This window comes from Methylobacterium sp. CM6247 (assembly GCF_054817925.1).
The window spans coordinates 1,906,864-1,919,879 of record NZ_JBTXKX010000003.1 but is presented as its reverse complement, the minus strand read 5'-3'; the positions used below and the strand labels follow the sequence as shown (position 1 = coordinate 1,919,879).

At 63.8% G+C, this 13,016-nt stretch carries 11 protein-coding genes and 2 pseudogenes; 4 read left to right on the top strand and 9 right to left on the bottom strand.

Annotated features, from left to right (window positions below):
• Nucleotides 1-94: 94 nt before the first annotated feature.
• From ACYQOP_RS09900 to ACYQOP_RS09880, 5 genes and pseudogenes are all read right to left on the bottom strand, one after another.
• Nucleotides 95-1,099, bottom strand: coding sequence for an HAD family hydrolase (locus ACYQOP_RS09900; protein WP_461222265.1), 1,005 nt, complete (start codon nucleotides 1,097-1,099; stop codon nucleotides 95-97).
• Nucleotides 1,100-1,165: 66 nt separating this feature from the next.
• Nucleotides 1,166-2,875 (bottom strand): arylsulfatase, encoded by a 1,710-nt coding sequence (locus ACYQOP_RS09895; RefSeq protein WP_461225271.1) that lies wholly within the window; start codon nucleotides 2,873-2,875, stop codon nucleotides 1,166-1,168.
• Nucleotides 2,872-3,795, bottom strand: a pseudogene (locus ACYQOP_RS09890) (formylglycine-generating enzyme family protein). The gene ACYQOP_RS09895 and the pseudogene ACYQOP_RS09890 overlap by 4 nt, the downstream one beginning before the upstream one ends.
• 117 nt (nucleotides 3,796-3,912) lie before the next feature.
• Nucleotides 3,913-4,200 carry a hypothetical protein gene (locus tag ACYQOP_RS09885; RefSeq protein ID WP_461222264.1) on the bottom strand — a complete coding sequence of 96 codons (288 nt, stop codon included), beginning with the start codon at nucleotides 4,198-4,200 and terminating at the stop codon, nucleotides 3,913-3,915.
• Nucleotides 4,201-4,298: 98 nt separating this feature from the next.
• Nucleotides 4,299-4,616, bottom strand: a pseudogene (locus ACYQOP_RS09880) (site-specific integrase); the annotation flags it as partial.
• Between the two features lie 154 nt (nucleotides 4,617-4,770).
• Here ACYQOP_RS09880 and ACYQOP_RS09875 point away from each other — a divergent pair.
• Together ACYQOP_RS09875 and ACYQOP_RS09870 are read left to right on the top strand one after the other, a co-directional pair.
• On the top strand, nucleotides 4,771-5,406 hold the full coding sequence (locus tag ACYQOP_RS09875; RefSeq protein ID WP_461222263.1) for a DUF938 domain-containing protein: 636 nt from the start codon (nucleotides 4,771-4,773) through the stop codon (nucleotides 5,404-5,406).
• Complete coding sequence (locus ACYQOP_RS09870; RefSeq protein WP_461222262.1) at nucleotides 5,403-6,131, top strand: SDR family NAD(P)-dependent oxidoreductase; 729 nt, start codon at nucleotides 5,403-5,405, stop codon at nucleotides 6,129-6,131. Before ACYQOP_RS09875 ends, ACYQOP_RS09870 begins: the two co-directional genes overlap by 4 nt.
• 1,027 nt (nucleotides 6,132-7,158) lie before the next feature.
• Here the strand turns inward: ACYQOP_RS09870 and paoC are convergent.
• The 3 genes from paoC to paoA are packed head-to-tail and all read right to left on the bottom strand — an operon-like array spanning nucleotide 7,159 to nucleotide 10,919.
• The gene (gene paoC / locus ACYQOP_RS09865; RefSeq protein WP_461222261.1) at nucleotides 7,159-9,375 is read right to left on the bottom strand and encodes an aldehyde oxidoreductase molybdenum-binding subunit PaoC; all 2,217 of its coding nucleotides are present in this window, start codon (nucleotides 9,373-9,375) and stop codon (nucleotides 7,159-7,161) included.
• A 3-nt stretch (nucleotides 9,376-9,378) separates the two neighbouring features.
• A complete protein-coding gene (locus ACYQOP_RS09860) occupies nucleotides 9,379-10,329 on the bottom strand; it encodes an FAD binding domain-containing protein (RefSeq protein WP_461222260.1) in 951 nt (316 codons plus the stop codon).
• Complete coding sequence (gene paoA / locus ACYQOP_RS09855) at nucleotides 10,326-10,919, bottom strand: aldehyde dehydrogenase iron-sulfur subunit PaoA (RefSeq protein ID WP_461222259.1); 594 nt, start codon at nucleotides 10,917-10,919, stop codon at nucleotides 10,326-10,328. The genes ACYQOP_RS09860 and paoA overlap by 4 nt, the downstream gene beginning before the upstream one ends.
• Before the next feature lie 185 nt (nucleotides 10,920-11,104).
• On the opposite strand from paoA, the gene ACYQOP_RS09850 reads away from it, so the two are divergent.
• Nucleotides 11,105-11,449: a helix-turn-helix domain-containing protein gene (locus tag ACYQOP_RS09850; protein ID WP_461222258.1), complete on the top strand. Its 345-nt coding sequence runs from the start codon at nucleotides 11,105-11,107 to the stop codon at nucleotides 11,447-11,449.
• A gap of 192 nt (nucleotides 11,450-11,641) precedes the next feature.
• Here ACYQOP_RS09850 and ACYQOP_RS09845 read toward each other — a convergent pair whose 3' ends face one another.
• Entirely contained in the window at nucleotides 11,642-11,989 is a 348-nt protein-coding gene (locus ACYQOP_RS09845; protein WP_461222257.1) for an avidin/streptavidin family protein, read from the bottom strand.
• 701 nt (nucleotides 11,990-12,690) lie between these two features.
• Between ACYQOP_RS09845 and ACYQOP_RS09840 the strand changes: the two genes are divergently transcribed.
• The gene (locus ACYQOP_RS09840) at nucleotides 12,691-13,014 is read left to right on the top strand and encodes a hypothetical protein (RefSeq protein ID WP_461222256.1); all 324 of its coding nucleotides are present in this window, start codon (nucleotides 12,691-12,693) and stop codon (nucleotides 13,012-13,014) included.
• Nucleotides 13,015-13,016: the final 2 nt, after the last annotated feature.

Below are 13,016 nucleotides of genomic sequence, written 5' to 3'. Positions count from 1 at the left end.
ACGTACCCTCACACTCCAGATAAAGACGTATCGACAGCACATCTGAACGTTGCCCGGCAGAATCGTAGCGCAGTCTATCGGCAGCGTCTGGTGCCTATCTCTCAAGAGCCTCGAAGGGGAAAACCCGCTTCCAGTCCCGCTTCATATCCACCACCGTCCATTGGTTCGCCGTGGCGGCGTCTAAGGCCTTGTCTAGGCGACCGAAGTGCGAGTTGCGGTCATAAGCGTATTCACGTTCCGCGTCTGTGTGGTGGACGATCACTCCGAGTCGGATACCTCCGACCATCGTCGTCCACTGCAGCATCTCAAGATCCCCATCGGAATTGCCGAACGCAGCGAGTGGACGACGTCCGATGTGCTCGTTGATGCCGACGGGCTTGCCCGCCTTGTCATCGACGAAGTTGACCTGGGGCAGGCGGAACAGGACTGGTCTTCCAGCACGCATCTCGAACGACGTTTTGATCGACGAGCCCACGACCTGTTCGGGCGGAATGCCATAGACCCGTTCCACCCACGGCCGCATGAACTCGATACCACCACCAGACACGATGAAGGTCTTGAAGCCATTGGCTCGAAGGTAGGCCAGCAACTCGACCATAGGTTGGTAGACGAGGTCGGTGTAGGGCCGTTGGAACCGCGGATGGCGCGCGGTGGCGAGCCAGTCGGTCACGATAGTTTCGAATTCGGCCGTACTCATGCCGGCGTGGGTAGCCATGATGACTTCGCTGGCCCCGCGCTCGCCCAATTCGGCAAAGATCTTCATGTCTCCCTCAAGAACCGCCTTGAAGGGCTGCATCTCCGTCCACTCTGGATGCAACGGCGCCAGCGCCTTCACTCGTTCGAACGCAAATGCGAGTTGGAAATACATTGGGTGCTCGGCCCACAAGGTCCCGTCATTGTCGAACGTCGCGATCCGCTCGGGGACCGCGGTGAAGCCCGGCGAGCCTTCGCGTGTGACGTCGCTCACGAACGAGACGATTGCCAGCTTGGCTGGCCCGTCGTTCCAGGAGGGCAATGGATCGGTTTGAGCAGAAGCTGACGAGAATTGCGCGGCCACAAACAGCAAGGCCCAGAGGCAGGATAGTCGCGTGGTCATCATGATCTTCCTCGCTTTAGACAAACGGGCGCCTACGAAAAGGCGCCCGTCCCAAGCGTCATCAAGCCGTCATTGGCCTCCGTGCATCGGCAGACTGATCCCCTCCTTGGAGAGCATATCTCGGACCGATTGCAGCCGCTCGTATTGTGAAATCGTGACAGGGCCGGTGTAGACCTCGCTCTGCAGCTTACGCGGCGGATACTGCGCGTAGGTCTTCATCAGCCCCTTCACTGCCTCGCTCATGGTGACCATTGTCCAGGTGCGTTCGGTGTAGTTGTTCATGAAGATGTCGTAGCGCTCCTGCGGGTCTTGCCAGAGATCGAAGATCTGCGGGATTGTCGCGACGTATTTGCTCGCGCCCTTCCAGCCCAGGTTGGTATCGACAGCCAGACCTCCGGTTGTTGCACCGTTGTCGCCGCGAAGGTTGAACACGGCTTTGTAGTTGCCGACACGGACCGCGCCCGGGGTCAGTTCATCCTCGGTGAAGAAGAACCACGATTTCCGCTCCGACTTACCCGTCCCGAGCAGCACCGGCGACATGTCATAGCTGTCGAAGGTCATCGGCTGACCCTCGCGGTCTTTCTCCGGCAGCTTCAAGCCGGAGACGGACGCGAACGTGGCCATGAGGTCGAGACCGCCGACAGTGTCGTGGTTCTTGCTGCCCGGCTTGATCTTGCCCGGCCAAACCGCGATCGCCGGTACGCGGTTGCCGCCCTCGCGAACGGTGCCCTTGGTGCCGCGGAAGGGGGTGTAGCCGGCGTCGGGGTACACATCCTGCCAGGCGCCATTGTCGGTCGTGTAGAAGACGAGCGTGTTCTTATCGAGCCCAAGCGAGCGCAGCTTGTCCATGATGCGGCCGATACGAGTGTCGAGTTCCACCACCGAGTCGGCATACTTGGTCTTGGAGAGCGATTTGTGCTCGAACTCCGGGGCCGGCATGTTCGGTTGATGCACCTTCATGAAATTGACGTTGATGTAAAAAGGCGTGCTCGCCTTCGCGGCGTCATCGAGGAAGCTCAGCGCCGCCTTCTCCACGTAGCTGTCGAAGAAGGGCACGCCGACGACGCCCTCCTTGCCGTCCAGCACGGGCGTGTTCACGTACTGGCCGTTGATCTTAAACTCCTCGGTCACCGTCCCGCCGGCATTCCCCGACAGCGCCCCCCTGGTGACCTTCTGGAACATGGCTCGAAGCTCGGGGTCCATGTCGGGGAACCAGGTCGGGTCGGCGTAGGTGTAGGCGTTGAGGTGGTAGAGGCCGCAATACTTCATCACGTCGTAGCCCTGGGCGTTGGGCAACGCGTAGTCCGCCTCGCCGAGGTGCCACTTGCCGGTGAAGTAGGTCTTGTAGCCGCCCTGCTTCAGCATTGAACCGAGCGTCCATTCGGCCGCAGGCAGGCCGCCGCCCTGACCCTGGAACGCGACCGTGGTCATGCCACTGCGGTTGGGGATGCGCCCGGTCTGCATCGCGGCGCGCCCCGGGGTGCAGCTGGGCTGGGCGTAGAAGGAGAAGAAGGTCAGCCCGTCATCGGCGAGGCGGTCGATGTTCGGCGTCGGCATGCCGCGCCCCTGTCCACCGCCATAAGGTCCGAGGTCGCCATAGCCGGTGTCGTCTGAGACGATGAGGAGGATGTTGGGCTTCTGTTGCTGCGGCGCCTGGGCGAAGGTCGGCACCGCCGGCATCGTCGTGATCAAGGCCGTCGCCCCGATCAGCGCCGCCCTCATGGACCGCTTGCGGTTTCGGCCTACGGTACCCGGCGTAAATGCTTTGTCACGGGTCATGGAACGCTCCTTTCCCTGATGATGCAGCGGAAGCCGACATGGCTCGTGGAGGTATCGACGGGCTCTGGAAGGCGCGCTGCCGGTCGGTAGCGGCTGCAGAAGTTGGGCGCGCACAGGTGCGAGCCGCCCTTCAGGACCCGACGGGGGATCCGGCTCTCGGGCTGGCTCGGATCGTAGCTTCGCTCGACCGGGCCACCGCGCGGATTTGTCGGTATGCAGCAGGCCTTCGGCGCGTCGGCCGAGTGGCGATCGGTGTAGAAGTCGCTCGTCCACTCCCAGACGTTGCCGGTCATGTCGTAGAGGCCGTACCCATTAGGTGGGAAGGCCTTGACCGGCGAGGTGCGCTCAAAGCCGTCTTGCGCCAGGTTCTGCCAGGGGAACTGACCCTGCCAGGTGTTGGCCATATGCTGCCCGTTCGGGGTGAAGACCTCGCCCCAGGCGAACTCCGCTTCGTCGAGGCTGCCGCGGGCGGCGAACTCCCATTCAGCCTCGGTTGGCAGGTCCTTATCCGCCCACCGCGCATAGGCGAGTGCGTCGGCGTAAGTCACGTGCACCACGGGATGGTTGTCGAGGCTGTTTATGTTGCTCTTCGGGCCGTAGGGACGTCGTCAGTTGGCTCCCTTGAGCAGGGTCCACCACTCGCCCCAGAGCCGCAGATCGACTGGTAGGTCAGGCGGTACGAACACGAGCGAGCCGGCGTAGAGCATGTGCGGCATCGCGCCGGGATGGTCCTTGGGATCCGGCGTGATCTCGGCGGCGGTACGATGGGAGGTGGCCTGAACGAACGTCTTGAACTGCCGGTTCGTGACGGGGGACTCGTCGATCCAGAAGCTGTCCACCGTTACGTGGTGTGCCGGTGCTTCCTCCGGAAAGTGCCTGTCCGATCCCATGCGGAACGTCCCGCCGGGGATGTAGCGCATGCCCAAGCAGGTCTTGGGCTTCGTCGCTGGAGCGACTTCTTCGAAGAGCCAGGTAGACATGTCCCCTCCCGTCAGTGCGCTTCGGTGCCGGTGTGCTCCTTGGGAGGGCGAGCCAGCTTACATTTGCAGGCAAGTCAGCAGGTCGACGTAGCTTGGCGTGCCCCCGATACTCTCCTCCTGGATGCACTGGTCGCGGCGCTTCTCATCGAAGCCGGCCCATTGCTGCCCGAGTTGCGTGCGGGCCTGCGTCTCATCACGCACACAGGTCTGGTCGGTGTTCCGGTCACCAACCTCCAGGCTCGGAGCGGCGCGACACGTGGCTTCCACGTTGTAGCGCGGAAGCTCGCCAGCCAGTGCAGTGATATTGGTCAGAAGCAGGAATGCGAGAGCTGAAGAGCGAAACATTCGACGGCTCCTGAATTAACTCTCGCAGAAATCGCGTCGCTAGATTATCCCCAAATTTATCTCAAAGCGCAACTCATCTGTTACTATAGAAGCAGATTGAGCCAAGCCGCGAGGGTCTCACGGGTAGTCTCGGTCAGCTCGAAGGGTACGGGCCGGCCAATCTTCTGCTGGACGATGGTGGTGCGCAGGCGGACGCCGTCGCCGAGATGGACATCGGGCACGCGCAGGCGGACGAGATCGCAGCCACGCAGTTTGCTGTCGATGGCGGTGTTGAACAAGGCGAGGTCGCGCGTGCGGCCCTCGTGCTGCAGGCGAGTCCGGATCGCCCAAATGTGCTTGGGCTTGAACGGCGGCTTGGGGCCGATGAGGCGGCCAAGGTTCCACGGTCGGCGGGTGGTGTTGCTGGTCGAAGTCATGATTGAACTCCGTTTGAGGAGCCATCAGCATCTCACTGCGATCCGGCTACACCGCAGCTGCGCGCCAGGAGCGGAAGACGCGTCTTTTCCCCGAAGTAGGCGTGCTACCACGAAAGGGCATGCACTCGGCATCGGCCGCGCTTAGAAGTGACCCATGCCCGATGCTTTGTTCTCGCCGGCCGCGGCCCGCAACGCCGCCCCGATCGCCGAGGTCCTCGAACGCGTCTTCCCGCCCAGCGGTCTCGTGCTCGAGATCGCGAGCGGATCGGGCGAGCACGTCGTCCATTTCGCCCGTGCGCTGCCCGCCCTCGACTGGCAGCCAAGCGATCCCAATGAAGTGGCCCGTCGCAGCATCGTCGCCCATGCCCACGCCTCCGGGCTGGCCAACATCCGGTCGCCGTTGGCGATCGATGCGATTCGTCAGCCGTGGCCGGTGCCGCGGGTGGACGCGGTCGTCGCGATCAACATGATCCACATCGCACCCTGGGATGCGACCATCGGGCTGATGGCTGGCGCAGAAGCGGCGCTAGCGGGGGGTGGTGTGTTGTACCTCTACGGTCCTTTCCGGGAGCATGGCGCGCACACCGCGTCAAGCAACGCCACGTTCGACGACAGCCTGCGCGCGAGGAATGCCTCCTGGGGGGTCCGCGACATCGAGGCGGTCGTGGCTGCTGCAAAAGCGCATGATCTTCATCTGGCAGAGCGCATCACGATGCCGGCCAATAACCTCAGTCTGATCTTTCGCCGAGGGCGCCGAGGCTCCGACGTTGACCGGGAGGCCGCGCCTTGACCGCTTCACGCCCGACCAGCGCGGTTGTCATCGGTGCGTCCGGCGGCATCGGTGGGGCCGTGGTCCGCGCGCTCGCCGAGGGCGAAGCCTACGTTCCGATCTTCGCGCTCTCACGCTCGGGATCATCTGTTCCCGCGGGTGTCCGAACCCTCCCAATCGACCTGAGCGACGAGGCGACGGTTGCGGCAGCGGCGACCAGGGTCGGCGAAGCCGGACCCGTGGGTCTGATCATCGTCGCTACCGGCCTTCTTCACCGGGCGGGCGTCTCGCCTGAGAAGATGGTCAGGGCGCTCGACCCCGCCGCGATGGCCACCGTCTTCGCGATCAACACGATCGGCCCTGCACTTGTCGCCAAGCATTTCGTGCCCCTGCTTGCGCGACGGGAGCGATGCGTGTTCGCGGCCCTGTCGGCGCGGGTCGGATCGATCGGCGACAACCGACTAGGCGGCTGGTATACCTACCGTGCCTCAAAGTCGGCACTGAACCAGATCCTGCGAACGCTAGCGATCGAGGTCGCCCGCAGCCGACCGGAGGCGATCGTCGTGGGCTTGCATCCCGGCACGGTCGCCTCCGGTCTGTCGCGGCCCTTCCGGCCGGACCCGACAGCCGACGGCGTCTTCTCGCCCGAAGTGAGCGCGGCTCATCTCCTGCGCGTGCTGAACGGCCTAAGCGCGGCCGACACCGGCAGCGTTTTCGCTTGGGACGGTTCGAAGATCCCCGCCTAAGCGCGGTTTCGGCCCAAACGGATAACGGGCAGCTGCCTCGGCCGCTACCAGGATGTGAATGTTTCCCGCAGGATGCGTGGCGCGAGCTTGACCATTGGCATACCGGTTCCTCCAACGTTTAATTAGCCTATCATCCGCCTGAAAGCGGATGAGCAGAAAGCTGTCCATTCCCTTCATAGCCATCTGATAAATTGAATAGCCCGGTAGCGGACGTTCCTAAGGTCTGAGAAGGGTCAGCTTCGGCCGACTAATAAGATCTACTTAACCAATTGACCGCCCGGAAGCAGGCGGACTGTCCTGGCGCCCGTACCGTTCTCCGTTCCGGCACGGCAGATGGTTCGCAGGCGGCCAGCCTAGTGGGCCTATCGTCGAAGGGGCGTGCCATCCGGCCGTGAGATCGATGGACGGGCGAGCCACCACGGTTAGATGCGACGCGGGTTCCGGCATGCCGCATCATGACGGCCACACGATGGGGCATCTTCGACCGCGATGGTCTCTATGAATCCTTACAGTGGGGCATCAAGGCCTTACCAACTACGAGCTTCGGGATAGGCACTGATAGGCTCATGATGCCGTTCGGCCGTAGAAACGACGAGAACCGCAAGCCCTATGGCAGCGGCATCCTCGATAAGGCCCCTGGGCACGACCAGGGAACTTGCGCGAGTCCGGTCCCCGGGCCGCTCGGCCGATACGTGTACCCGCGACGGCGTCGGCCTGGGCCCCGGTCCTGGGTGACGATTGACGGCCGACCAACGCTCATCCGCCGATTGCGAGCCGAAATGCGAACGAGGGCGGGATGCGGCAATCCGCTGGGAACGACATCTTGTCCCTTGCCATCTCACCACGCGGCAGTGTCGTCACAATGGCTCGTGCTCCCGCGCCGGCCGGGATCGAGGCGCCCCGTGTCCCGCCCTCCGAGGTGGCCCACGCCACTGCGGCACAAGCCGACATGCTGTGCATTCCGGCTACGGAGGCGAGCCCGAACAAGGTCGCATATCCGTACATTGTCCCTGCCGTTCCCCGTAGCTCAGGCTGCGTCGGGCATGCGGTCAAGGAACTTGTCGAGGGTAAGCGGGTATTCCCGCACCCGGATACCCGTCGCGTTGTAAACGGCGTTTGCCACCGCCGCGCTGACGCCGCAGATGCCGAGCTCGCCCACGCCCTTGGCTTTCATCGGCGAAGAGATCGGATCGACCTCGTCGAGGAAAATCACATCCTGGTGCGGGATATCGGCATGTACCGGCACCTCGTATCCGGCGAGGTCGTGGTTAGCGAAGAAGCCGCGTTTGGTGTCGACCGCAAGCTCCTCCATCAGCGCAGCACCAACACCCATAGTCATGCCGCCAATGACCTGGCTGCGGGCCGACTTCGGGTTGAGTATGCGACCGGCGGCGCAGACCGCAAGCATGCGCCGGACCCGGATCTCCGCCGTGTGGACATCGACGCCCACCTCGACGAAATGGGCTCCGAACGTTGATTGCTGATAGGTCTTAGAGAGTTCGCCGAACTCGATGGTGTCCTCGACCGTCAGCCCTCCCCGCGCCGCTTCGCCGAGCGGCACTGCGCGGTTTCCGGAGCGGACCTGGCCGTCCTCGAAGACTGCGTCGGCCGAGTTGATGCCAAGACGCTGCGCCACGGCCTCGCGCAGCTTCACGCAGGCCGCGTAGACCCCGGACGTCGAGGAGTTGGCGCCCCATTGGCCACCCGATCCCGCCGAGGCGGGGAAATCGGAGTCCCCCAGCCGCACCACGACCTTGTCCAGCGGGACGCCCATCATCTCGGCGGCCGTCTGGGCGATGATGGTGTAGGTACCCGTTCCAATGTCGGTCATGTCGGTTTCAACCGTGACCGTCCCTTGTTCATCCAGACGAACGCGTGCGCCGGACTTCATCACCATGTTGTTGCGGAACGCGGAGGCGACCCCGACACCAACGAGCCACTGCCCGTCCCGGACGGAGCCAGGTTTGGCATTGCGCTTCGCCCAACCGAACCTAACAGCCCCCAGCTTGAGGCACCCGACGAGGTCACGATGCGAGAAGCGGCGATCCGGGGCGTGGGGGTCGACCTGGGTGTCGTTGCGAACGCGGAACTCCACGGGGTCGATCCCTAGCTTTTCTGCCATCTCGTCCATGGCGACTTCCAGGACCATCAGGCCCGGAGCCTCGCCGGGCGCGCGCATCGCGTTGCCCTCGGGCAGGTCGAGGAGTGCGAGCTTCATCGCCGTGAGCCGGTTGGCGCCCGCGTAGAGAAGCTTCGTCTGGCTCACCGCCGTCTCGGGATCGCCGTCGGGCAGGTTGCCGGAGGTGCTCTCGTGGGCGATGGCCGTGATGGTGCCGTCCTTCGTCGCCCCGATGCGCACGCGCTGGATAGTGGCGGGCCGATGGGTGGTGTTGTTGGCGATGAGGGGACGGGTCAGTGCGACCTTCACCGGCCGTCCCGCCGCCTTGGCACCGAGCGCCGCGAGGACCGCGTCGGCGCGCACGAACAGCTTGCCGCCGAATCCGCCGCCCACGTAGGGAGATTCGATCCGCACGTTCGCCTTCGGAATACCAAGGATCTTGGCCATGCTTTCATGGGCCCAGGTGATCATCTGGTTCGAGGTCCAGAGCGTGACCTTGTCGCCCTCCCATGCCGCGACGGTCGCGTGCGGCTCCATCATCGCGTGGCTCTCGTCGGCGGTCGCGTAGATCTCGTCGAACGTGACCTGTGCCTTTGCGAAGGCACCCTCAAAATCACCGACACGCTCCTCGCCGTTGCCACCGCTGCCCTCGCCGCTGTCGCCCTTCACCGGCTTCGCAGACTTCGCTTCGGCGGCCAGGTCGAACTTCCCCGTTTCAGGGGTATAATCGACCGTGATCAGGAAGGAGGCCGCGCGGGCCTGCTCGAAGGTCTCGGCCACCACCACGGCGATGGCCTGGTGGTAGTGCTGAACCTGGTCGCCGCCGAACAAGTAGGCCGTGTTCATTGTGCCCCGTTCCATTCGGGGCGTTTCGAGCGTCGTCACGATGGCGAGGACACCTGGGGCCGTCCTGGCAATGGAGGTGTCCATGCCGCGAATGCGGCCCTTGGCAATGCCGGCACCGAGCACGTAGCCGTAGGCGTGGCTCGGCGTCACGTCATGGCGTTCGTAGGCGTAGGGCGCGGTGCCAGTGGTTTTGTACTTGCCGTCGATCCGGTCGGTCGGCTGGCCAACGACCTTAAGACGGTCGATGGGGTTCTGGCCTGCGGGGGTGTCGAACTTCATGGCTCAGGCCCTCGCTTCGTGGATCGCCGCCATGAGCGTACGCTCGGCGAGCTTCAGCTTGTAGGCGTTCTGGTGAGTAGGCTTGGCCCCGGCGAAGGCCTTGTCGGTCACGGCCTTGGCGCCGCGTGGCAGATCACCCTCTGCCGCCTCGACGCGCCATGGCTTGTGCGAGACGCCACCGAATGCTGCCCGACCCGTGCCGTCCGGCTGCAGCACTGCAGCGACCGAGACGAGGGCGTATGCGTAGGAGGCCCGGTCGCGGACCTTGCGGTAGACATGCGTGCCGCCCAACGGCTTCGGCAGGGTAACGGCGGTGATGAGCTCGCCGGCCTTGAGGGTCGTGTCGATCTCGGGCCGGTCGCCGGGCAGGCGGTGGAATTCCGCCATCGGGATTTTTCGCGATGAGCCGTTGGCATCCACGGTCTCGACGGTAGCGTCGAGCACCCGCATAGCCACCGCCATGTCACCCGGGTGGGTGGCGATGCAGGCCTCGCTGCCGCCGATCACCGCTAACTGGCGCGAGACCCCGTCCAGGGCCGAGCAGCCAGAGCCGGGCTGGCGCTTGTTGCAGGCCTGGGCCGTGTCGTAAAAGTATGGGCAGCGGGTCCGCTGGAGCAAGTTGCCGGCGGTGGTGGCTTTGTTGCGCAGCTGGCCCGAGGCGCCCGCCAGGAGCGCGCGGCTGAGCACGGCGTAGTCCTTGCGGACCCGGGCATCGGCGGCCAGATCCGTGTTACGCACCAGGGCACCGACCCGGAGGCCGCCCTCGGGCGTCGGTTCGATGGTGTCCAGGCCTAGGCCGTTCACGTCGACGAGGTGCGCCGGTGTCTCGATCTGTAGCTTCATCAGGTCAAGCAAGTTCGTGCCGCCGGCAATGAACTTCGCGTTCGGGGTGCGCGCGACGGCGGCGGCCGCCTCGTGGGGCGAGCTTGGGTGCTCGTAGGTGAAGGACTTCATACGGGCCTCCCGGCAACCTCGGTCATCGCCTCGACGATGTTGGAATAGGCGCCGCAGCGGCAGATGTTGCCGCTCATGCGCTCCCGGATCTCGGCCTCTGTCACCTGGAGGGTGGCATTGAGATCGGCGGTGACGTGGCTGGGGATGCCGGCCTTGATCTCGGCGAGCACGGCCACGCCGGAACAGATCTGGCCCGGGGTGCAGTAGCCGCACTGGTAACCGTCATGCTTAATGAAGGCCGCCTGCATTGGGTGTAGATTCTCGGGCTGGCCGAGTCCCTCGATGGTGGTGATCTCGGCGCCCTGGTGCATCGCCGCGAGGGTAAGGCAAGAGTTGATACGCCGCCCATCGACGATCATCGTACAGGCGCCGCACTGGCCGTGGTCGCAGCCCTTCTTGGAACCGGTCAGATGCAGGTGCTCACGGGCGGCATCGAGCAGGCTCGTGCGGGTGTCGAGCTCAAGGTCGCGGCGCTGGCCGTTCACCGTCAACGACACCTTCGTCAGCACCGGCTTGTCGATGCTCACGGGGGCGGCGCCCGCCGCCGAGGGTACGGCCGCGAGGGCCGCCGTGGCGGATGCTCCCACCATCAAGTCTCTCCGATTCAATTCATGATCTCCAGATCGTCCCATCTCGGCCTCCGTAGGGATGCGGGGGCGGCGCTTCGAACCGTCCGGCGCGAGCGGGTTGTGCGGAGGAAACACTCACACCTTGGATAGGCTCCAATGTACGAAGCACGATCTCGTCGATTTGCCCTGCAAACCCACATAGGGTCATGCGCGTGGACTATGGGGCCGGTTCGGCACGCCGCAGGTGCAGGATCAACCCCTTCGGATGCGCGCGCCGGGGACCGTCGATTGCGCGTGAGAACCTGACCGACCTCCGGTCCTTTGCGACGGTATCGCCGCAGGACAGCTTCGCCCTTGCCGCGGCACGACTGGGCGTGCCCCAATCGGCCCTGAGCCGCGCCATGACGGATCTTGATGAACAGCTCGGGATGCGGCTGCTGACCGATCCACGCGCGGTGTCTTCCCGACCGAGGCGAGCAAGCGTCCGCTGGACGTCGTCGGTTCCCAGTTCGCGCAGGTCGAGGTCGAGCTCACTGCCCTGGCCGAGATGAAGGACAAGCCCGCGGGAAACATGAGAGTCCCAGCGCCCGAGCACGCGTCCAAGACGTTCCTGTGGCCAGTCCTGCATCCGCTCTTGTCGTACTAACCCAGCATCAACATCGTCGCCTTCGTCTGCCTCATGCTTAAACAGGTCGCTCAACTGGCACGGTTCATAACAGCCTCTAGCTTCGGGTAGGCGCTAATTAATCGACGGTCACCTGGGTGAACACGACGGTCTCAAGCTTGACCGACCGCGAAAACTTAACCCGCGACGTCTGCTGTCCGACAGTTTGGCTCACTAGGTGAAGCTCGAAACCCATTCCTCCTTCAGACGGATAGATGCGACCCGCCCAGCTCCTGATTGTGTGCGATGCTCCTGATGCCGTCACGAAACCAATCACGTTGCCTTCCGCCATACCGACCAGTATGCGACCACGATGCGGCGGCATCGCCTCCGCTTGGCCAGCAGCATACGTGCCGGATACCGCCTCCCCGAATTGCCATAGTCGGAGCTCGGCACCGGCCACGCTGCGCCACGTCCCTTCAAACATCGATGCGTCCACACCTGCTCGCTCAGCCGACGCAGATTCGCGGCACACGAGATATGTGCATCGGTATATCGATGTCGGCTATGTTTCCCAAGAAGCCGAGAAGAACTCCTCCGATCTGCGACCGTCTCTAACGCGCAGCTTGGGCGATTTCATGGAATATCGCCCCATCGGAATTTGCTAAGTAACTCATCCACCCTGCAAACATCTGCTCGGCGGATTATACCACCGGCGTATAAGCACGCTCGAAGGGGCCGTCACGACCGACCAATACGATCCGTACAAGGCTGGAACGCAGCGGTCCTCGTTCGTTCGTATGCGAGTAGATTCCAATTTCTAGGCTGGTCCAACGCTAGCCCACTCGACCACCGCGAGGTTGTATGAGCCTGCCCGCCAAATCGCTTGCACCGAGCCGTCTGCGGCTCGTCGTCGAACTCGTGAACCGGGGTCCAGTGATGCCCCATGATAACGAGCATCTGGCTCACCACCGCCCTGCAAAGCTCAAGCTCGTCACTTCCCGGTCGGTCCCGAGCCATGCTCCCAGGGCTTGCCCCCGCAACGCAGCGCCAGTTCGAAACCATTGCAAAAGCGATATACCACATGAAATATATCGCGTATTAACGGGTAGCCAGAGGCAGAATGCCGAGTTACCGAAACAACAGGCACGCCATGCACCGCCTTTTTGCACCCTTGCGAGCCCAACCATGACCGAGCTTCCCATCCTCACGGCGACCGATCAGGCGCATGCTGTGACGCAAGCCTATGTTGAGCAGGCCAAGCCGCCACTCACGCAAGAGTTGATTGAGCGGCTTCAAAGCGTACTGACCGAGGCCCTCGATTCAAAAGGCAAGTCGGGATCGGACGAAAGCCCGACGGACGGTCTCAACGCCGCCCTGGACGCTTTCGAGTCGGAACTTCGGTCCATCGTCGGCCCACGGGTCGCGTCGCTGGAGACGTCCACCGGTGCTGTGACGATGGAACATCGCTCCGAAGCCGGTCAGCCGCTACGTGCCTTTGGTGGCCAATAGGC

Excerpts from the sequence above, each read along its gene's own strand:
- ACYQOP_RS09840 (WP_461222256.1), top strand. The coding sequence starts at position 12,691 with ATGACCGAGCTTCCCATCCTCACGGCGACCGATCAGGCGCATGCTGTG.
- ACYQOP_RS09895 (WP_461225271.1), bottom strand. The coding sequence starts at position 2,875 with ATGACCCGTGACAAAGCATTTACGCCGGGTACCGTAGGCCGAAACCGC.
- ACYQOP_RS09900 (WP_461222265.1), bottom strand. The coding sequence starts at position 1,099 with ATGATGACCACGCGACTATCCTGCCTCTGGGCCTTGCTGTTTGTGGCC.
- ACYQOP_RS09885 (WP_461222264.1), bottom strand. The coding sequence starts at position 4,200 with ATGTTTCGCTCTTCAGCTCTCGCATTCCTGCTTCTGACCAATATCACT.
- ACYQOP_RS09875 (WP_461222263.1), top strand. The coding sequence starts at position 4,771 with ATGCCCGATGCTTTGTTCTCGCCGGCCGCGGCCCGCAACGCCGCCCCG.
- paoC (WP_461222261.1), bottom strand. The coding sequence starts at position 9,375 with ATGAAGTTCGACACCCCCGCAGGCCAGAACCCCATCGACCGTCTTAAG.
- ACYQOP_RS09860 (WP_461222260.1), bottom strand. The coding sequence starts at position 10,329 with ATGAAGTCCTTCACCTACGAGCACCCAAGCTCGCCCCACGAGGCGGCC.
- paoA (WP_461222259.1), bottom strand. The coding sequence starts at position 10,919 with ATGGTGGGAGCATCCGCCACGGCGGCCCTCGCGGCCGTACCCTCGGCG.
- ACYQOP_RS09850 (WP_461222258.1), top strand. The coding sequence starts at position 11,105 with ATGCGCGTGGACTATGGGGCCGGTTCGGCACGCCGCAGGTGCAGGATC.
- ACYQOP_RS09845 (WP_461222257.1), bottom strand. The coding sequence starts at position 11,989 with ATGTTTGAAGGGACGTGGCGCAGCGTGGCCGGTGCCGAGCTCCGACTA.